The organism is Sinomonas mesophila (assembly GCF_001999765.1).
In the GTDB taxonomy this organism is placed as follows: domain Bacteria; phylum Actinomycetota; class Actinomycetes; order Actinomycetales; family Micrococcaceae; genus Sinomonas; species Sinomonas mesophila.
Genome location: NZ_MTIC01000029.1, coordinates 33,514 through 52,759 on the forward strand (window position 1 = coordinate 33,514; position 19,246 = coordinate 52,759).

The window sequence follows — 19,246 nt, forward strand, 5'->3', positions numbered from 1 at the left end:
TCTGGCAGAGTGGTTGCATGACCGTGCAGCCAGCCCACGACGTCGTCCGCGCCGCGACCCCGCGGCTGCGCCCGCTCTTCAACGTGGCCCAGCGGCTCGGGCGTGGGTGGAACGCGATGCGCACGCGCATGGTGCGCAACGGGGACTACGTGGCACAGGTCGTCGCGTACCGCGGGTACGGGACCACACGGCGCGTGCGGGTCCTGGCCCGCGTCATGTACGCCCGCCCGGGGCTGCACGGGCGCGAGGACACGTTCATGAACGTGCGCGGCTGGGTCTCGTTCACGTCCGTGCCGATCGAGTACGCCGAGGTGACGGTCGAGATCGGCGGAACGCGCGCCGTCGTGCGCGCCGACTCCGGCGGGGTGGTCGACGCGATGGTCGACGTCGAGCTCACGCCGGGGTGGCACGAGGCCCGCATGAGCGCGGACGGCGCCGAGGCGTCCGTGGGGCAGATCCTCGTCGTGTCCCCCGAGGCGAGGTTCGGGATCGTCTCCGACATCGACGACACCGTCATGGTCACCGCCCTCCCACGCCCGTTCCTGGCCCTGTGGAACACCTTCGTGCTGAGCGAGCGGGCGCGCACGCCCACCCCGGGCATGGCCGTGCTCCTCGACCGGCTCGCCACGGACCATCCCGAGGCCCCCGTCGTGTACGTCTCGACCGGCCCGTGGAACGCCGCGCCGACGCTCTCGCGCTTCCTCGGCCGGAACCTCTACCCCGCCGGGCCGCTCCTGCTCACGGACTGGGGCATGACGCCCGACCGCTGGTTCCGCTCGGGCCGCGAGCACAAGCGGGAGAACCTCGTGCGGCTCGCCGCCGAGTTCCCGGAGATCCGCTGGCTCCTCGTCGGCGACAACGGCCAGCACGACGAGGCGATCTACGCCGAGTTCGCCGCCGCGCACCCGGCGTCCGTCGCCGCCGTCGCGATCCGCGAGCTGTCCCCGAGCCAGGCCGTCTTCTCGGGCGGCACGACGCACGACGCCGGTGAGGCCGCCGCGCGCCCGGACGTCACCTGGGCGTCGGCGCCGGACGGGGCGGGCCTCGCCGAGCAGCTCGAGGCCGCCGGGATCCTGTGAGCCTGGGGCCCCAGCGGGGGCACCCGCCACGGCGGATTTCCCCCGACCCCTTGCCCCGGGCACCGGTCCCATAGTGAGAATGGCCCATGCCGGTCCTTGTGAGGTCCCTCGAAACCGCCGTCCCGTCCACCGTGCTCAAGCAACCCGAGGCCAGGGACGTCTTCGCGGCCCAGGAGGGCCTCACGCGGCTGGGCCAGCGCCTCGTCACGACGTGCTTCGACGCGTCGGCGATCGACACCCGCTATTCGGCGGTCGCCGAGTTCTCCTGGGACCTCCCCGACCACCACCCCGACTTCTTCGATTCGTCCACGGGCACGATCCTGAATCCGAGCACCAAGACCCGCAACGACCTCTTCGCCCGCGAGGCCACCCCGCTCTTCACCAAGACCGCGCGCCGCGCCCTCGACGCGGCCGAGGGGATCGGCCCCGAGGACGTCACGCACGTCGTCACCGTCTCCTGCACGGGCTTCTTCAACCCCGGCCCCGACTACCGGGTCGTCCGCGACCTCGGCCTGGACCCCTCGGTGCAGCGCTTCCACCTCGGCTTCATGGGCTGCTACGCCGCGTTCCCGGCCCTGCGCGCGGCCAAGGCGTTCTGCGACGCCGACCCGACCGCCGTCGTCCTCGTCGCGATCGTCGAGCTGTGCAGCCTGCACGTCCGCAGCTCCAACGATCCGGACACGATCCTCGGCGCGTCCCTCTTCGCCGACGGCGCGGCAGCCGCCGTCGTCACCGCGCGGGACCTCCCGCTCACGCGCCCCGCGCTGAGCCTCGACGCCTTCGAGACGACCCTCACGCCCGTCGGCGAGGAGACGATGGCGTGGAACATCGGCGACCGGGGCTTCGAGATGGTCCTGGGCACCTATGTCCCGCACATCATCGACGAGCACATCACGGGCGCCCTCGCCCCGCTGCTGGCCCGCGAGCCGGCCCTCGCCGCGCTCCCGCACGCCGAGATCGAGCACTGGGCCATCCACCCCGGCGGCCGCAGCATCGTGGACAAGGTCGTCGCGCGGCTCGGGCTCAGCGAGGCGCAGGCCACGCCCGCGCGGCAGACGCTGCGCGACTTCGGCAACATGTCCAGCGCGACCGTCATGTTCGTGCTCGAGCACATCCTCGGCGGGCCGGGTTCGGGGCGCGGGCCGGGTTCGGGGGCCTGGCCGAGTTCGGGGGTCGGGGCGGGTTCGAGTGTCGGGCCGGGTTCCGAACGGATCTGCGCCATGGCTTTCGGGCCTGGCCTCACGGTCGAAACGGCACTCATGACCCGGCTCCTGCCCTAGGCGCGCATGGGCGAGACGCAGGACGGCGAGGCACACGATGCCGTGATCGTCGGCGGCGGCCCCGTCGGCCTCTGCCTCGCGGTCCTGCTCGCGCAGCTGGGCGTCGGCGTCGTCGTGCTCGAGGCCCGGCCCGAGCGGCTGCGCCACTCGCGCTCCATCGGCATCCACCCGCCCGGGCAGCGCGTCCTCGCCCGGGCCGGGGTCGCCGACGAGGTCGCGGCGCAGGCCGTCCGCATCGCCGAGGGCTCGGCGCGCACGCTCGGGCCGCAGGGCCGCAGCCGCGAGGTCGCCCGCCTGCTGCTCCATCCGTCGGTCCTCGCCGTGCCGCAGTGGCGCACCGAGGAGGCGCTTGAGGCCCGGCTCGACCGCCTCGCGCCCGGCGCCCTGCGGCGGGGGACGCGTGCGGGGGGCCTCGCGCGCGGGCCGGGCGGCGCCGTCGTGCGCTGCGAGGATGGGGTGACCGTGGCCGGGCGCTGGATCGTCGCGGCCGACGGCGCGCGCTCGCCGCTGCGGGCGGCCCTGCAGTGGGACCGGGGGCTGCCCGTCCGCGAGCGGAGGCTTGCCGATTCCTACGTCATGGGGGACTTCGCGGACGAGACCGGCGACGGGGCGCTTGCGGTCCTGCACCTCGAACCGGGCGGCATCGTCGAGTCGTTCCCGCTGCCCGGGGGAGTGCGGCGGTGGGTGGCCAGGACGGACCGGCTGTGGGTCGACCCCACCCCGCGGGGTCTTGCGCGTCTCGTCGCCGAGCGGACCGGCGCCAGGCCGGATCCTTCGACGTGCACCATGCTCAGCGCCTTCGCCGTGACCGAGCGGCTCGCGGGACGCATGGTGCTGGGGCGCGTCCTGCTCGTGGGCGACGCCGCGCACGAGGTCAGCCCGATCGGAGGCCAGGGCATGACCCTGGGGTGGCTCGACGCCGAGGCCTTCGCCCCGCTCATTGCTGCGGACGTGCGGGCGGCCCGTTCCGGCCGGGCGTCGGCGTGGCCCGAGCTGTGGGCCGCGGCGGAGCGGGAGCGGCTTGCCTCGGCGGCTCTCGCGGCGCGGCAGGCGAGGCTCAATATGACGCTCGGCAGGCCGATGCCCCCCGGGGCCATGGCCGCCCGCAACGCCCTGCTCCGCGGCGTCTACCGCATCCCCGGGGCCGCGGGCCTCACGGCGCAGCGCTTCACGATGCAGGGCTGACGCCGCGAATTGTTGGGTTGTGCAGGGTGATGGGCCCGCCGACCCTGCTCAAGCCAACAATTCGCGCTAGCTCGGCACGTCGCGCTAGCTCGGCGCCTCGCGCCAGGTCGCCAGCGCCTCGGGGTCAAGGACCCACGGATCGCGCGGGAGGTCCTCGGGCCGGAAGGCCTCGAGTGCCTCGGGCAGCGTCCGCGGCAGTCCGAGCGAGGCGAGCAGGAGCCCCGTCACCTGCCGGGGCGGCACTCCGGCCGCCGCGAGGTCCGCGAGCGTCACGGCGCCGTCGCGCTTCGCGAGCCGCCGCCCCACGGGGTTGAGCACGAGCGGCACGTGGGCGTACTCCGGCACGCGCACGCCGAGGAGCCCGGCGAGGTACGCCTGCCGCGGGGTCGTGGGGAGGAGGTCGTCGCCGCGGACGACCTGGTCCACGCCCTGGGCGGCGTCGTCCAGGACGACCGCGAGGTTGTACGCCACGACCCCGTCGTTGCGGCGCAGCACGAAGTCGTCCACGATCCCCGCATACCGCCCGTGGAGGGCGTCCGTCATGCCCCACTCGGTGACCGACGCGCGAAGCCGCAGGGCCGCGGGACGCTCCGCCCGCCGTCGTGCGCGCTCCGCCTCCGTCAGGTCCCGGCACGTTCCCGGATAGGCGCCGAGCGGGGCGTGCGGCGCGCTCGGGGCCTCCTGGATCTCGCGGCGGGTGCAGTAGCACTCGTAGGTGAGCCCGGCCCCGGTGAGCCGCGCGATCCCGGCCTCGTAGAGCGCGCCTCGCTCGGTCTGGCGGACCACCCCGCCGTCCCAGTCGAGCCCGACGGCGGCGAGGTCCCGCAGCTGGACCTCCTCGGCCCCCGCGCGGGCCCGGTCCAGGTCCTCGACGCGCAGGAGGAACCGCCGCCCGCTGGACCGGGCGAAGAGCCACGCGAGCAGCGCCGTGCGCAGGTTCCCCACATGGAGCTCCCCGGAGGGGCTGGGGGCGAAGCGGCCGGCGCCTGGATTCATGCGCCCAAGGCTAGCGATTCAGGGGTCGCTGTCGCGCGAGGACCTCCCGCCCATGGGGCGAGCCGAGAGGCGGGTCTCAAACCCCTATGCTTGATATCCGTGACGGAACCCCGCTGGCTGAACGCCCAGGAGCGCAGGGCCTGGCTGGCCCTGCTGAGCGTGAACACCCTGCTGCCGGCCGCGCTCGACGCCCACCTCACGTCGCTCAACCGGCTCTCGCTCTTCGACTACGACGTCCTCGCCATGCTCAGCGAGGCCGAGGGCCGCTCCCTGCCGATGAAGGAGCTCGCCTCGCGCACGTCGGCGTCCCTCTCGCGGCTCTCCCACGTCGTGACGAAGCTGCAGGCCCGCGGCTGGATCGACCGCCAGCCCTCGCCCGACGACGCCCGCGTCACCACCGCGCACCTGACCGACGAGGGCTGGGAGACGATCGTCGAGCTCGCCCCCGTTCACGTCGAGCGCGTCCGCGAGCTCATCTTCGACGGCCTCGACGGCGACGACGTGCGCCGCCTCGCTGAGATCGCCGAGAAGATCGTCGGCCGGCTCGACGAGGACAACTGGATCTTCCGCGACACCGCCAGGGCGCAGGCCCTCGCGGACGACGGCGGGAGCGCGCCGTGAGCGGCGATGTCACCGGGCGCTTCACCGCGGGCTTCACCTCGCGCTTCGTGGCCCTCGGGGACTCGTTCACGGAGGGCCTGGGCGACCCGGACCCGTCCCGCCCCAACGGCGTGCGCGGCTGGGCCGACCGCGTGGCCGAGCAGCTCCAGGCCGCCGATCCCGGGCTCGGCTACGCGAACCTCGCGATCCGCGGCCGCAAGATCCGCCGGATCCTGTCCGAGCAGATCGACGCCGCGCTCGCCCTCGAACCCACCCTCGTGTCCCTCTACGCGGGCGCGAACGACATCTTCCGGCCGAAGGTCGACATCGACGGGCTCCTCATCGAGTACGACGCCGCCGTCGCCCGCCTCGTGGGCGCAGGGGCCCGGGTGCTGCTCTTCACGGGCTTCGACGCCGGCTCGTCCAAGGTCTTCGGGACGATGCGCGGCCGGATCGCGATCTACAACGAGCAGGTCCGCTGGATCGCGGACCGGCACGGGGCCTGGATCGTGGACTACTGGCGGTACCACGAGTTCCAGGACTGGCGGATGTGGGACGTCGACCGCATGCACATGTCCTCCCTCGGGCACGCGACGATGGCCAACCGCGTCCTCGGCGTCCTCGAGCACGAGGGCCTGGCCGAGGTCCCCGAGGCGCCCGACCTCCCGGCCCTGACCCGCGCCCAGCAGCTCCGCGCGGACGCCGTCTGGGTCCGCGAGCACGCCGGGCCCTGGGTCATGCGCCGGCTCACGGGCCGCTCCTCGGGGAACGGCGTGAGCCCGAGGTACCCGGAGCTCATCCGGCTCTAGGCGTCGCCTTCACCCCCCCTTCCCGGCCCTCGGCGTGCCGAGCCCGGCCACGTCGACCCTTGACCGATACGTTAGCCATTGCTAACGTATTTTCATGCCCGATCTGCTGGAGGTGGCGGCCGAGCCGACGCGGCGTCGGCTCCTCGCCCTGCTCGCGTCGGGCGAGCAGGCGGTCACGCCGCTCGCCGAGCAGTTCGAGGTCTCCCGGTCCGCGATCTCCCAGCACCTCCTGCTCCTCGCCGAGGTCGGCCTCGTCGAGGCGCGAAAGGAGGGCCGCAACCGCTACTACAGCCTCGTCCCCGAGGGCATGGACCGCCTGCGCGAGCAGGTCGCTGTGTTCTGGGCGCGGGAGCTCGACGTCCTCGTCGCCGACGCGACGGCGCTCGCGCAGTCCGCACCTCCCTCGCCGCCGCGCCACCCCTAAGGCCAGAACCACGACAAGAGTCAACAGAACCCACACGCCGGAAGGACCACCCGCCATGTCGTTCTCCAAGACCGTCTATCTGCCCGTCGCCCCTGCCCAAGCTTTCGAGCTCGTCACTCAGCCGGACCGCCTTCGCCGCTGGATGACCATCACCGCCCGCATCGATCTGCGCGCGGGCGGCGACTTCCGCTGGACCGTTGTTCCGGGCGCTCATGCGGCGGGAGCGGTCACCGAGGTCGAGCCCGGGCGACGGATCTCCTTCGCCTTCGGGTGGGAGGGCAACGAGGAGGTTCCGCCCGGATCCACGGACGTGACCATCACGCTCGAACCGGCCGACGGCGGCACGAAGGTCACGCTCGTTCATGCCGGCCTCAGCCCCGAGCAGGAGGCGATGCACGCCCAAGGCTGGACGCACTACCTTGACCGCCTCGTCGCGCTCGCCGAGACCGGCGACGCGGGGCTCGACGCATGGGGCATGCCCAAGGATTTCGATCAGCTCAAGGGCGCCGACGGCTCCTACGCCGTCCTGTCCCGTGTGCTCACCGCGATCGGCCCCGAGCACGCGGGCCTCCCGACGCCGTGCGCCGAGTTCGACGTCGCCGCCCTCACCGAGCACGTGCGCGGCAGCATCGTCAGCATCGGCACCGCGCTCGGCGCGGACCTGCCTTCGGACCCCGCCCCAGGGGCGGACCTCACCACAGACGACGCCGACGTCCCCACCGAGGCGCGCCTCGCCGTCGTCATCCAGCCGACCCTCGAAGCCTTCTCCCGCCGCGGGCTCGAGGGCGAGGTCGACCTTGGCTTCGCCGTCCTCCCGGCAACGCTCGTGGCGACCTTCCTCAACGTTGAAATGCTCGTGCACGCGTGGGATTACGCGGCGGCGCTCGGCCGGACACTCGACGTCTCGCCCGAGCTCTCCGAGTACGTGCTGGGCCTCGCGCAGTCGACGATCACCGACGAGGCCCGCGCCAATGGCTCGTTTGCGGAGGAGACGCTCGTCGACGAGTCGGCTCATGCCCTCGACCGTCTCATCGCCTTCACCGGAAGGGTGCCCTCACATGGTTGATGTCCAGACCTCCGCGGTCATCCGTCGCCCACGCGCCGAGGTTGCGGCGTACGCAGCGGACCCGGACAACGCGCCCGAGTGGTACGCCAACATCCGCTCGGCCTCGTGGCGCACGCCCCGGCCGCTCGCCGTCGGCAGCGAGGTCGACTTCCGAGCGCGCTTCCTCGGCCGCGACCTCGCCTACACCTACCGGATCGAGGAGTACGTGCCCGGGGAGCGGCTCGTCATGGCGACGGCGCAAGGCCCCTTCCCGATGCGCACCACGTACACCTGGGCGGACGGCGAGGGCGGCACCGTCATGACGCTCGCCAACGCGGGGGAGCCGAGCGGCTTCGCGGCGATCGCCGCCCCGGTCATGGAGGCGGCGATCCGCCGCGCGACGACGAAGGACCTCGCGAGGCTCAAGGGCATCCTCGAGGGACGCGGGTAGCCTGTCCGAAGAGCGCTGCGCAGGCCCTCGACACCGGGCCCGGGGGCTGCCAACGATGGCGTATGGACATGCCAGCATCCCGCTCCCGTTCCGCTGCCCTGGCCGGCCTGACCGCCTCTGCCGCCGCCAGGCCCCTCACCCGGCGCGCGGTGCTCGCCGCCGCTGCGGCGAGTGCCGGCGTCGTCCTTGGCGCCCACGGTGCCGTCGCCGCCGCGCCCCGCCGCGCCGTTCCCGCGCCTGGGACCGTGGCACTGCCCGTCGGCTTCCGGCCCGAGGGGATCACGTCCGGCCCCGGCACACGGTTCTACGTCGGCTCGGTCGCGAGCGGGCGGATCCTCACGGGCGACCTCCTGACCGGCGAGTTCACCGAGCTGCTCCCCGCCGCGGCCGGCCGCTCCCTGCGCGGCCTGCGCTGGGACGCGCGGTCGGGCTACGTGTGGGCCGTGGGCAGCCAGGGCGGTGGAGTCGTGTGGGCCGTCGACGCCGCAACCGGCGCCGTCGTCTCCGCGACACCGGTACCCGGCGCGGCCTTCCTCAACGACCTCGACGTCACGGCCGACGCCGTGTGGGTCACCGACTCCCGCGTCAACCGGCTCACCCGGATCGCCGCGCCGGGCGGTGCGCCGACGGGCGGGCCAGCCACGTTCCTGGACCTCGTCGGGGACTGGCCGATCGTGAGCGGCTTCAGCGCGAACGGCCTGCGCGCCCTTCCCGATGGCTCGCTCGTGCTCAACAACACGACGGCCGGCGGACTGTGGCGCGTCCCGCTCCCGAGCGGCGCCGTCGAGCCGATCCCCGTCTCGGGCGGCCCCGGCATCATCGGCGGCGACGGCCTCGAGCTCGACGGCCCGATCCTGTACAACGTCCGCGGCGCGGGGGCGGACTCGGTCGCCGTCGTGATCCTGACGCACGACGGCGGGTGGTCGGCGAACTGGGCCGGGAACCGCCGCGACGAGACCCTCGATGTCCCGTCGACCGCGACGGTGGCGGGCGGCTGGCTGTGGGCCGTCAACGCCCGCTTCGGGGTGCAGCCGGACCCGGACACTGCCGAGTACTGGATCACGAGGCTCCCTGCGCGGTGATCCAGCGCGCTGACCCGCGCGCTGACCCCCGCGCAACCAGGCCCTATCTCCCCGTGAACACCGCCGCGCGCTTCTCGAGGAAGGCGCGGGTCCCCTCGCGCATGTCATGGGTCGCGAAGGCCTCGCGGAAGGCGTCGGCCTCGTCTTCGAGGCCGTTGGCGGTGGAGCGGCCGGTCGCCTTGCTGATGGTCTGCTTCGCGAGGCCGACGGCGGCCGGGGCCTTCTCGGCGATCTCGGCGAGGGTCTCGCGGACGGCGGCGAGGACCTCCTCGCGCGTGCCGAGGACGCGGTTGACGAGCCCGAGCCGCAGGGCCTCCGCGGCGTCGATGCGCCGGCCCGTGTAGATGAGTTCGCGCGCGGGGCCGAGCCCCACCCGCTGGGGCAGGCGCACTGAGCCGCCGAAGCCCGGGACGAGCCCGAGGTTGACCTCGGGCTGCCCGAACCACGCGGCCTCGGAGGCGTAGATGAAATCGCAGGCGAGGGCGAGCTCGCACCCGCCGCCGAGCGCGAACCCGTCCACGGCCGCCACGACCGGCACGGGCAGCTTCTCGATCAGGAGCGTCACGGCCTGCATCGAGCGGGAGTACTCGGCGGCCTCGTCCGGCTCCATCGCGGAGATCTCCCGGATGTCGGCGCCTGCGACGAAGGCCTTGCCGCCCGCCCCGGTGACCATCACCCCGCGAACCGGCCACCCGGCGTCGTGCGTGCACGAGTCCTGGATCGCCGTGAACGCCTTCCACAGCTCCGCGACCACCTCCTGCGAGAGCGCGTTGAGGGCCTCGGGTCGGTTCACCGTGAGGGTGGCGATGCTGTCGTTCACGTCGAGATGAAGGGTCGAGTAGCTGCCGAAGTCCATGGGTCACGTCCTCGCCGTCGATGGGTAGCGTCCGAGCCCCACGCTACGTGGCGGGCCAGCGAAGCCGAAACCATCGTGCCCCGGAATCGGCCGAAGTAGCTGCTCCGGCCGCGCCGCCCGGGGCTAGGCTGAGAAGCATGGCTCAGGACACCGCCGGAAGGCAGGGCACCGCCGAGTACAGCACGAGGGGCTCCTACGTGCACACGGGGGAGGAGTTCACCCGGGACACGAACTACATCGAGGACCGCATCACGCGGGACGGCACCTTCCCGCCCGGGACTCCTGCCCCGGAGGGGGCGAAGGCGTGGCCGGTCGAGGCCGGCCGGTACCGGCTCATCGCGGCGCGGGCCTGCCCTTGGGCGAACCGGACGGTGATCGTGCGCCGGCTCCTCGGGCTCGAGGACGCCATCTCGCTGGGCCTCCCCGGCCCGACCCACGACTCCCGCTCCTGGACCTTCGACCTCAACCCCGACGGGCGCGATCCGGTCCTCGGGATCGAGCGCCTCCAGGAGGCGTACTTCCGCCGCTTCCCCGACTATCCCCGGGGCATCACGGTCCCGGCGATCGTCGACGTGCCGAGCGGCGCCGTCGTCACCAACAACTACCCCCAGATCACCCTCGACTTCTCCGGCGAGTGGAGCGCCTTCCACCGCGACGGCGCCCCGGACCTCTACCCGGAGGTCCTGCGCGACGAGATCGACTGGGTCAACGAGCGCGTGTTCGCCGACGTCAACAACGGCGTGTACCGCTGCGGCTTCGCGGGATCGCAGGCTGCCTACGACCGCAGCTACACCCGCCTCTGGGACGCGCTGGACTGGCTCGAGGAGCGGCTCCCGGGGGAGCGCTACCTCGTCGGCGACACGATCACGGAGGCGGACGTCCGCCTCTTCACGACGCTCGCCCGCTTCGACGCCGTCTACCACGGGCACTTCAAGTGCAACCGGAACAAACTCGCCGAGATGCCGGCCCTGTGGGCCTACGCGCGGGACCTCTTCCAGACGCCGGGCTTCGGCGACACGGTCGACTTCGTGCAGATCAAGCAGCACTACTACATCGTCCACGAGGACATCAATCCGACGCGGATCGTCCCGGCGGGCCCCGACCTCTCCGGCTGGCTCACCCCGCACGGGCGCGAGGCGCTCGGCGGCCGGCCCTTCGGCGACGGCACCCCGCCGGGCCCGGTGCGCGAGGACGAGCGCATCGCCGCGGGCCACAATCCGCTGTACCCGGCCGAGGGCGCGTGATGACCGCCGACGACAGCACCGCGACCCCCACCGAGCCCCAGGTGTCCCCGGAGTCCCTGAACGAGGGCGAGGGCGAGCAGTCGGGGCGGCGGACCCCGCGCATCGCCGTCACCTACGCGGGCTCGGCGGCCTCGCACGAGCCCTGGTTCCACAGGAAGGTGAATCGGCTCGCCGCCGCCGCCGCCGAGGGCCTGCACGCAGTGGGCGCGGACACCGTCATGCTCGACGCCGCCGACCCCGGCACCGCCCAGGCCTTCGGGCCCGGCCTGGCCGAGGAGGTCGACGGCGTCCTCGTGATGGGCGGAGGCGACGTGGACCCGGAGCTGTACGGCGGAGACACGTCGAATCCCACGGTCGCCGCCGTGGACCGCGGGGCGGACGACGCCGAGGCGCGCCTCGTGCGGGCGGCGCTCGCCGCGGGCCGGCCGGTCCTGGGCATCTGCCGGGGGCTCCAGCTCGTCAACGTGGTCCGCGGCGGGACGCTCCACGAGCACCTCGGGACGGGGATGCACCGCAACGACGCCGACCGCCAGGGCCCGATGTTCCAGCACGACGTCGAGATCGAGCCGGGCACGCGGCTCTTCGAGGTCCTCGGGCCCGAGGCCCGGGTCGTCTCGGGCCACCACCAGGCCGTCAAGCGGCTCGGCGAGGGACTGCGCGTCTCGGCGGTGGCACCGGACGGCGTGGTCGAGGCCATCGAGACCACCGACCCCTCCGAGTGGCTCGTCGGCATCCAGTGGCACCCCGAGGACGGACAGACCGAGCAGGCCTCGCCCGGCCAGCTCGGGGCGATCTTCGGCGCCTTCGCCGACGCCTGCCGCCAAGGGGCGGGGGACAGGGAGGCACAGGACGCCCGGGAGCAGGACGCCCGGGAGCCCTCATGAGCGCCCACGTCCGCGCGGAAACCCACGGACCCCTCGGCATCCTCACGCTCGACCGGCCCCGGGCCCTCAATTCCCTCGACCGCCGCATGGTCCTCGCCCTCGAGGGTGCCCTGCTCGAGTGGGCCGGCGCTCCCGAGGTGCGCGCCGTCGTCGTGCGTGGGGAGGGGCGTGGGCTGTGCGCGGGCGGTGACGTCCGCGCCCTGCGTGACGGCCCGGACGAGGACGCCATCGCGTTCTGGGCCGACGAGTATCGGCTCAACGGGCTCATCGCGGGGTACCCGAAGCCGTACGTCGCGCTCATGGACGGGATCACGATGGGCGGCGGGCTCGGAATCTCGGCGCATGGCTCGGTGCGGGTCGTGACGGAGCGGACCTCCGTGGCCATGCCGGAGGCCCGGATCGGCTTCACCCCCGACGTCGGGATGGCGAAGCTCCTCGCGGCGGCGCCGGGGGAGCTGGGCACGCACCTCGCGCTGACGTCGTCGACGGCGACCGGCGCCGACGCCCTCGCCCTCGGCTGGGCGGACCACCTCGTGCCCTCGGAGCGCCTCGGCGAGGGCGGCGGGGCCCTCATCGGCCGGCTCGCCGAGCGGTTCGCGGGGCTCGACGTGGACGATCTGCCGGGCGGGGCGGACGTCGCGATCGCGCACGACGCCGTCCGCGGCCTCGCGCTCGACCCGCAGGATCCCCGGCTGGTCGCCCCCCTCGTCGCAGGGCGCGAGTGGATCGACGAGGCCTACGCGGGTGACGACACACAGACGATCCTCGACCGGCTCGACGAGCTCGCCACGGCGATGGATGGGGGTTCAGCCGGGCACGCAGCCGCGCGGGCGGCCGCCGCGGCGATGCGCGAGGTCTGCCCGTTCTCGGTCGTGCTGACGCTCGAGTCGCTGCGCCGGGCCGCCCTCATGGACCTGGCCGACGTGCTCGCCCAGGACCTGCGGCTCGGGGCCGCCCTCATCGCCCGCGGCGACATGCGCGAGGGGATCCGGGCGCTCCTCGTGGACAAGGACGCCGCCCCGCGGTGGAACCCGGCGCGGATCGAGGACATCGACCCTGCCGAGATCAAGGCGGCGTTCGGCGGGTAGAAGGCAGGGCCGAGCACTACGGCGGGCTCAGGCCTGAGCGTGGGCGAGCGCGAGCGGTCCGAGTGCCGGGTGGGCTTCGAGAGACTGTCGTCCCTGCAAGAGAGCCGTCACGAAGACGCAGAGGCCGGGGCCGTCGACGCCGTGGAGCCTGAGGGCTGCCGTGTCCGAGAACTCGAGGATGAGCGTGGCGCCCTGGACATCGGGGTGGCTGGCCATCACACCGCCGTAGTAGAAGCTGAGCCACTGGTCGGAGGTCCTGCAGAGGATCCTCCTGTCTGTCACCAGGGTTCGGCAGTTCTGCTGCTCGCGCCATATCGTGCGGGCCTCCGAGACGGCGTTGCTCCGCGCGATGGCGTTGCCGATCGCGTCGCCCACGAGGGCCCCGGCGACGAATGACGGGCGGCCGACGGCGAAGGTGCTCGTGTGCGTGTAGACGGCGTCCGTGCCGTACCACCGCGAGTACTGCAGGGAAGCCTCCATGAGGAGGGTCTCGCCCGGCTCGAGCATGACATCCCACACCGTGAGACGGACAGGCTCGCCGCCGGCGACGAGCCTGGCCTTCAGTTCTGCCGCCCGCTCGAACCCCTGCTGATAGGCGAGGGCGGAGGCGGCGAGTCGCTGCTCGGATCGGGTCAGCCAGCCCAGCCGCCGCCGCAGCATGCCGAGGGCCTTGAAGACCTTCACGATCATGACGATCGCCGGGGCAGCGCTCGCCGCGCACCAGAGAAGGCCGATCCATTCTGCGAGGCTTACCGTCTCCGGATCGCCGGCCAACGGAAGGATGAAGATACTCGCTATGGCGTGGAGCGCGATCAGGCCGAGCGCCGGCCACAGGAACCACAAGAGCCAGCGCACGACCCCGGCCCACGGGCGCCGGGCCCGCGGGCTGGCCGCTGTCGGTGTCCCAGAAGTCATGTCATCCCCCGTCCTCGTTGCTTACCGGGGGATTCTTCCAGTGCGGCAGCGCCAGCGCGTGTCACACGAGCCAGGCCTGTGGACAACTCTCGACGTCGGCCGGCCGCCACGGGGCGTCCATGTGCACGAGTCGGATCGCGCGCTTCTGGATATTCGTGCCCACGCCCATCTTCTGCGTCGAGCCGACCAGGACGGCCACATGGCCAGCCCGGGCCTCGGCGAACAGCCGCGCCTTCTCGGTGTCGTTTCTGGCCTTGTGCATGAACCTGACCACGTGCCCCGGCACCCCGCGCATGACGAGCTGGCGCTTGAGCTCCTCGTACACGTTCCACCCCTCCCCCGGCGTGCCCTGATCGCAGACGACGGTCTGCAGCCCGCCCCGCACCGGATCGGGCTCCCCCGTGACGTGTAAACCGGGTCCTTCGTCTCCTGCTTCGAGCCACGTGAGGACCCAGGAGCCTCGGCCGTCAACTATGAGGGTTTTTCGCGGTACTCGCCGAACGCCAAGAGCCGCTATGAGGGCCTGCCGAGCGCGGCTGCGATGTCCCTATCTCTGGTGATGGACGGTGTGTCGTGTAGGCGATCTCTTTCATAACGGGCAGGCTGACGCGCGCAACCTGGTCGACTGCAGTAAACGTCTGTGCACTGCACGTGCTTGTCGGAAGAGTCGAGACGATGTAGGGGTTCTGGACTGACCCCTCCCCGGACGAAACGACAACAGCGATCCTCGGCACATCTTCGGCCGCCTGCACCCCTGAGATTCAGTTGTTGCCAGAGTTCTAGGCCAGCAGATGAATCGGCGCGGATGAGCTCTCCGATTATCGGAGCTTTCGCCGATTGTGGAGACGACGAAGACTGTTGGCTGGCCTGATCAGGTCCCGAAAGGGCGAGCTGATACCCGATGCCGCCAGCCGCCGCGAGCACAGCTGGAAGAATCAGCACCACTTCCGCTGCTCGAAGTCATCGTCCTTCGTCCAGTACGACCGAGGTCAGACGGGTGCACCGGCATGCAGGGCAATGAGGCCGCACCCGATGTCGAGACCGAGGTTCGTCCCGGGACAATGGTCACCTGAGGAAAGGACGCCGTTCTGGATGTGGCCAATGCTGGACGGGTACAAAGAAGACGGATCCGAAGAACAGAGGACGCCATAGGACGGAATCCTCACAAACGGCCCATTCTAGGAAGCTCTCGCCGAACTGCGCCTCACCGAAGCCACGAGCCCGGATTCCGTCCCAGAACCCGTTCTCACACACTCGATGACTGACGGGAATTTTGAGAAATGTTTGTGAGAGAATCCGAGGGTGAGCAACGACTCTGAATCTCCCGACGTGTCTGATGCTGACGATGTCGAGCGGCACCCCTGCCCAAGGTGCACCGCCCAGCCGGGCTCACCGTGCCGGACCCGCTCCGGCGCGGTCGCCGGCACCTACCACACCGCCAGGTTCACCCAGGTGCCCCGCCTAGCCAAGGAACTGCGCGTGCCGACGCCGGCCGGCCGGGGACGGGGCCAGCCGTGGCGGCCAGGCACCCCGCCCCCGGCACCGGTCCCGGCGGACACGCCGAGCGCCGACATCCGCATCGGCTACGCCCGCTGCTCCCACCTCACCCAGGAACTCCAATCCCAGCTGGACGCCCTGACCACGGCCGGCATCCCGCGCGAGAAGATCTTCGCCGAGAAAGTCTCCACCCGCGTCCGCGTCCGCCCCGAGTTCGAGAACGCGTTGGACGCCTGCCGTCAGATCAAGGCGCACGCCCCGCACTGCCGGGTCATCCTCACCGTGTACGAGATGAAGCGGCTCGGCCGCGACTCCGCCGAGCTGACAGCACTGGCCGACCACCTCACCGCGCAAGGCATCGCCCTGGAGATGCTCGCCGGGCCCCTGACCGGGATCTACGACCCGTCCGGCACCGGCCGGGTGCTGTTCGCGTTCTTCGCCGCGATGGCCGAAACCGAACGCGAGAACATCCGCGAGGCCACCCTGGAGGGCCTGAATGCCGCCGCCCAAAGGGGAAACCACGGCGGAAGGCCCCCGGTGATCACCGAAGACATGCTGCACACGGTGCTCCGCCGCCGGGCCCAGGGCGAACCCGTCGCCTCGATCCGCAACGACCTGATCATCCCCACCGGCAGGCGCAAAGGCCAGAACCCGAGTCCGGCCAGCATCTACCGCGCCCTAGCCGAGCACGACAGACGCCAGCGCTACCCCGAGGCGATCGAGCAGGCCCACACCGACCTCACCACCAGCCAGTAAGGCCCAGATCAGCCTATCCGCCTGATTTTTCCCGAGTGCTTCCGGGATCCCGACCAAGGCGGGAAGGCATGAGGGTGAACTCCTGCCTTCCCGCGCCCGGTTCAAAAAGAGCGGCACCTCAGTGCGGTAATCGAGGCAGGCGCGGCTTCCAATTAGGGCATAGACGCGCAAAAGGGCACGAGGTCCCGGGTTCGTGAATCTTGCCCCGGGCCCGGTTGAGCATCCCCTGACGACGAAAACGCCGCTGCCATCGCGGCCTCGCCGCAGAGTCCCGTTGAGCCCGGTGTTGGTCATCCCCGAGGGCTGTATCGGCAGCGCGCTATTTACAGGGATTCCGAGGATCCTGCACTCACGGTTCGTAGCTGAGGAAGCAGACGTTGGCCGAATGCGCCCGTCACACGGCGGTCATTCATAGCCCTCCGGCGCTTCCCTCTCCGTAAGCCATTCGGCAAGGGCGTCTGACAGACCGGTCAAGATCGGTCTCACTTCACTGCTCGACTGGACCTGCGACGACACCGCCTCGTACAAAGCCGAAACTGTGTCGACGTCCAAATGAAATGTCATGAAAACGTCCGGAGGAGTGATAATCGCGTCGGTCGCCAGACCAAGCTCTTCTACCGAGTCGACTATCGCCTCAGCCGTCTTTCTATCGATGTCGGGAAAGTCGATTGACCAGTAAACCGGGTCTTCTTGTTGCATGTCTATTTTCCGATCACGTTGAGAAGTGCATCCGTTGTTGCAGTTCTGGTGTCCTTGTGTCTAAGATCCTCAACCGAGCCAGCCATCTTCCAGACTCCTCCACTGTGGGAGGTGGTGTCTTGAACAATGTATGAGCGGCCGCTACGAAACACACGTTCGCCCTTTACGAATTCTCCCGTACGAGAGTAGCCGAGGTATTTCGCCAGATCTGTTGCCTGTGAGGTAGTGAGCGGAGTGGTCTTCCCAGGTTTCCGAGGGGGAAGTGGGAGATCACATGTATTGTGAACGAGGATTTCGGATTGACCGACGTGGTAGGTGTGGATGCCTTCGACGTACAGGTTGTAGGCAGCGCCTGGCGCGGGTCCCGGGTTCGAGTCCCGAGATTCTGACGGTCCGGCCATCGGCACCGAGGACCTCTTCGCCTGGCTCGAGTTGGTCGGCGCGTTCGAAGCGCTGGTCGGTGGCCTACCAGAAGGGATGGTCTTCGGTGGTGGTGATGAGGTCGCCCTCGACCGCCAGGTCGATGACAGTGTCGTCGTGGACGAAGACGCGCTGCACGGTCTTGGCGGCCTGTTCGCCGGTCTCGGGGTCGGCCGCAATGACCTTGTCACCGACGTTGATGTCCTCGATCGGTTTGCGTGAGCCGTCGGCCATGAGCACCACGGTTGCCGCGGAGAAGGAGCAGGCCTTGGCCATCGTGTTCGCGGCCTTTGAGGCCCCGGATAGGCTTTTCACCCCGCTTGCGGCGCCTCTGATGAGTCTGCCGCCGGGGACGATGGCTGCGGTTGAGAGGAGTGCTTCGGCGACGGCGTCGCCGCAGGAGCCTTTGCCGGTGTTGCAGGTGTTGTAGGCCTGGATGGCTTTGGTGCCGGCTTCGACTGCTCCGGCGGCGATGGATATGACCCCGAGTGCTGCGGCGACGGGGGCGCCGACGCCGGTGACGGCTGCTGCGATGGCGAGGACGCCGGCGACGTCGGAGACGATGCCGCTGACTTGTTGGACGCCGCCGAGGAATTCGTCCCAGGAGAAGAGGCCGGTGATGTCGAGGTAGCGGAGCGGGGTCGCGGCGGGGTCGGTGCTGAGGAACATGCCCGCGCTCGGGTCGTACTGGCGTGCGCGGAGGTGGGTGAGGCCGGTGGGGTCCTGGTATTGGCCGAGCCAGCCCAGGGGTGGGGCGTTGGGGTTGTTCGGGCCGGTGGCCCGGGGTCGTCCGTAGGGTTCGAAGGCCCCGGCCGAGGTGAGGGCGCCGGTGGCGTCGGTGAGGGCGCGGATGGAGCCGAGCCGGTCGGTGTGGAGGTAGGCCGGGGTGCCGGCGGCGTCGTGGGCGGTGAGGGGCTGGTCACCGTGCGTGTAGTGCCGGAGGAGGGCGCCGCTGGTGTCGAGCTCGTTGGCGAGCCGGTAGAACGGGTCCCATTCGAAGCTGGTCTTGGCGGTGCCGAGCGTCGCGCTCAGGCGGCGGCCGTCGCCGTCGTACTTGTAGGTCGTGGTCCCCGCCAGTGTGGTCGCCGTGGCGGTGCGTCCGCCCTTGGTGTAGGTGAAGGAGGAGCTCCCGGCGGTGAGGGCCTGGCCCTTGGCGTCGTAGGTGTAGCTCGTTGTCCCGGTGGGGGTGGTGGTCTGGGTGCGCTGGCCCTGGGTGTTGTAGGTGTGGGTGGTGGTCTGGGCGTTGCGGATCTCGGTGAGGATGTTCCCGGCGTGGTCGTAGGTCCACTCGAGGACCTCGGTGCTGGTGGCGCAGCCGGACGTGTAGCAGGCCTTGGTGAGCCGGTCGAGGGTGTCGTAGGCGAAGGTGTCGGCGGTGCCGTCCGGCCGGGCAATGGACGTGGGTTGCCTGCGGGGTCGTAGCTGTAGGCCTCGTCGAGGATGGTTGCCGTTGTGGTGGCGTCGGTGAGGCGGGTGAGCCGGCCGAGGCTGTCGTAGGTCTTGGTGGCGGTGGAGCCGTCGGCGCGGGTGACGGTGAGGGTGTTCCCGTCCGGGTCGTGGGTGTAGTCGGCGACCACCGCGGCGCCGTTCCTGACCTGGGTGACACGCCCGTCGGCGTCGTAGGCGTACGTGGTGACGGCGCCGTCGGGGCTGGTGAGGCTGGTCAGGTTGGAGGCGGCGTCGTAGCCGAGCGTGAACACTCTGCCGGCCCGGGTGACGGTGGTGAGCCGGTCGAGCGAGTCGTAGGCGTAGGTCGTGGTGCCGTTCGGATCGACCATGGAGGCGCGGTTGCCGTTGGCGTCGTAGGTGTAGGTGACGTCGCTGTCCGTGCCCGGCAGGTCCGCCCTGGTCAGCCTGCCCGCGGCGTCGTACCTGTAGGCGGTGACGGCGCCCTGCGGGTCGGTGACGCTGGCGACCTGGTTCCGGGGCGTGTAGG

Annotated in this window: 20 protein-coding genes and 1 pseudogene; 13 read left to right on the plus strand and 8 right to left on the minus strand. The window is 71.2% G+C overall.

Features of this window, described 5'->3' with window-relative positions; all coding sequences use genetic code 11:
• Positions 1-17 precede the first annotated feature (17 nt).
• The 3 genes from BV907_RS17065 to BV907_RS17075 all read left to right on the plus strand — a co-directional run bounded on the left by BV907_RS17065 (position 18) and on the right by BV907_RS17075 (position 3,544).
• The gene (locus tag BV907_RS17065) at positions 18-1,079 is read left to right on the plus strand and encodes an App1 family protein phosphatidate phosphatase (RefSeq protein ID WP_077490949.1); all 1,062 of its coding nucleotides are present in this window, start codon (positions 18-20) and stop codon (positions 1,077-1,079) included.
• A gap of 86 nt (positions 1,080-1,165) precedes the next feature.
• A complete protein-coding gene (locus BV907_RS17070) occupies positions 1,166-2,359 on the plus strand; it encodes a type III polyketide synthase (protein ID WP_077490950.1) in 1,194 nt (397 codons plus the stop codon).
• Positions 2,360-2,365: 6 nt separating this feature from the next.
• Positions 2,366-3,544 carry an FAD-dependent oxidoreductase gene (locus BV907_RS17075; protein ID WP_077490951.1) on the plus strand — a complete coding sequence of 393 codons (1,179 nt, stop codon included), beginning with the start codon at positions 2,366-2,368 and terminating at the stop codon, positions 3,542-3,544.
• Positions 3,545-3,628: 84 nt separating this feature from the next.
• On the opposite strand, the gene gluQRS is transcribed toward BV907_RS17075, so the two are convergent.
• The gene (gene gluQRS, locus BV907_RS17080) at positions 3,629-4,540 is read right to left on the minus strand and encodes a tRNA glutamyl-Q(34) synthetase GluQRS (RefSeq protein ID WP_077490952.1); all 912 of its coding nucleotides are present in this window, start codon (positions 4,538-4,540) and stop codon (positions 3,629-3,631) included.
• A 99-nt stretch (positions 4,541-4,639) separates the two neighbouring features.
• Here gluQRS and BV907_RS17085 point away from each other — a divergent pair, with 99 nt between their 5' ends.
• The 6 genes from BV907_RS17085 to BV907_RS17110 all read left to right on the plus strand — a co-directional run bounded on the left by BV907_RS17085 (position 4,640) and on the right by BV907_RS17110 (position 8,951).
• Positions 4,640-5,161 carry a MarR family winged helix-turn-helix transcriptional regulator gene (locus BV907_RS17085; RefSeq protein WP_077490953.1) on the plus strand — a complete coding sequence of 174 codons (522 nt, stop codon included), beginning with the start codon at positions 4,640-4,642 and terminating at the stop codon, positions 5,159-5,161.
• Positions 5,158-5,949: an SGNH/GDSL hydrolase family protein gene (locus tag BV907_RS17090; protein WP_077490954.1), complete on the plus strand. Its 792-nt coding sequence runs from the start codon at positions 5,158-5,160 to the stop codon at positions 5,947-5,949. Before BV907_RS17085 ends, BV907_RS17090 begins: the two co-directional genes overlap by 4 nt.
• Positions 5,950-6,043: 94 nt before the next feature.
• Positions 6,044-6,373 (plus strand): ArsR/SmtB family transcription factor, encoded by a 330-nt coding sequence (locus BV907_RS17095; protein WP_175637508.1) that lies wholly within the window; start codon positions 6,044-6,046, stop codon positions 6,371-6,373.
• A gap of 55 nt (positions 6,374-6,428) precedes the next feature.
• On the plus strand, positions 6,429-7,439 hold the full coding sequence (locus BV907_RS17100; RefSeq protein ID WP_077490956.1) for a TIGR03086 family metal-binding protein: 1,011 nt from the start codon (positions 6,429-6,431) through the stop codon (positions 7,437-7,439).
• Entirely contained in the window at positions 7,432-7,869 is a 438-nt protein-coding gene (locus tag BV907_RS17105; RefSeq protein WP_077490957.1) for an SRPBCC family protein, read from the plus strand. The genes BV907_RS17100 and BV907_RS17105 overlap by 8 nt, the downstream gene beginning before the upstream one ends.
• 62 nt (positions 7,870-7,931) lie before the next feature.
• Positions 7,932-8,951, plus strand: coding sequence for an NHL repeat-containing protein (locus tag BV907_RS17110; RefSeq protein ID WP_077490958.1), 1,020 nt, complete (start codon positions 7,932-7,934; stop codon positions 8,949-8,951).
• A 43-nt stretch (positions 8,952-8,994) separates the two neighbouring features.
• Here the strand turns inward: BV907_RS17110 and BV907_RS17115 are convergent, their stop codons facing one another.
• Entirely contained in the window at positions 8,995-9,807 is an 813-nt protein-coding gene (locus BV907_RS17115) for an enoyl-CoA hydratase/isomerase family protein (protein ID WP_077490959.1), read from the minus strand.
• Between the two features lie 137 nt (positions 9,808-9,944).
• On the opposite strand from BV907_RS17115, the gene BV907_RS17120 reads away from it, so the two are divergent.
• From BV907_RS17120 to BV907_RS17130, 3 genes are read left to right on the plus strand one after another with little or no spacing between them, the layout of a single operon-like run.
• Complete coding sequence (locus BV907_RS17120; protein WP_077490960.1) at positions 9,945-11,051, plus strand: glutathione S-transferase family protein; 1,107 nt, start codon at positions 9,945-9,947, stop codon at positions 11,049-11,051.
• A complete protein-coding gene (locus tag BV907_RS17125; protein WP_077490961.1) occupies positions 11,051-11,935 on the plus strand; it encodes a gamma-glutamyl-gamma-aminobutyrate hydrolase family protein in 885 nt (294 codons plus the stop codon). Before BV907_RS17120 ends, BV907_RS17125 begins: the two co-directional genes overlap by 1 nt.
• On the plus strand, positions 11,932-13,023 hold the full coding sequence (locus tag BV907_RS17130) for an enoyl-CoA hydratase/isomerase family protein (protein WP_077490962.1): 1,092 nt from the start codon (positions 11,932-11,934) through the stop codon (positions 13,021-13,023). The genes BV907_RS17125 and BV907_RS17130 overlap by 4 nt, the downstream gene beginning before the upstream one ends.
• A 27-nt stretch (positions 13,024-13,050) precedes the next feature.
• Here the strand turns inward: BV907_RS17130 and BV907_RS17135 are convergent, their stop codons facing one another.
• Positions 13,051-13,938, minus strand: coding sequence for a hypothetical protein (locus BV907_RS17135; protein ID WP_139346855.1), 888 nt, complete (start codon positions 13,936-13,938; stop codon positions 13,051-13,053).
• A gap of 61 nt (positions 13,939-13,999) precedes the next feature.
• Positions 14,000-14,323 (minus strand): hypothetical protein, encoded by a 324-nt coding sequence (locus BV907_RS17140; protein ID WP_342745575.1) that lies wholly within the window; start codon positions 14,321-14,323, stop codon positions 14,000-14,002.
• Between the two features lie 917 nt (positions 14,324-15,240).
• On the opposite strand from BV907_RS17140, the gene BV907_RS17145 reads away from it, so the two are divergent.
• The gene (locus BV907_RS17145) at positions 15,241-16,191 is read left to right on the plus strand and encodes a recombinase family protein (RefSeq protein WP_077490964.1); all 951 of its coding nucleotides are present in this window, start codon (positions 15,241-15,243) and stop codon (positions 16,189-16,191) included.
• 405 nt (positions 16,192-16,596) lie between these two features.
• On the opposite strand, the gene BV907_RS17150 is transcribed toward BV907_RS17145, so the two are convergent.
• From BV907_RS17150 to BV907_RS19860, 4 genes and pseudogenes are all read right to left on the minus strand, one after another.
• Positions 16,597-16,890 (minus strand): hypothetical protein, encoded by a 294-nt coding sequence (locus BV907_RS17150; protein ID WP_077490965.1) that lies wholly within the window; start codon positions 16,888-16,890, stop codon positions 16,597-16,599.
• A gap of 2 nt (positions 16,891-16,892) precedes the next feature.
• A complete protein-coding gene (locus BV907_RS19845; RefSeq protein ID WP_425441655.1) occupies positions 16,893-17,291 on the minus strand; it encodes a toxin C-terminal domain-containing protein in 399 nt (132 codons plus the stop codon).
• 64 nt (positions 17,292-17,355) lie between these two features.
• Complete coding sequence (locus tag BV907_RS19450) at positions 17,356-18,705, minus strand: RHS repeat-associated core domain-containing protein (RefSeq protein WP_483881446.1); 1,350 nt, start codon at positions 18,703-18,705, stop codon at positions 17,356-17,358.
• A gap of 41 nt (positions 18,706-18,746) precedes the next feature.
• Positions 18,747-19,163 (minus strand): annotated as a pseudogene (locus BV907_RS19860) (hypothetical protein); the annotation flags it as partial.
• Positions 19,164-19,246: the final 83 nt, after the last annotated feature.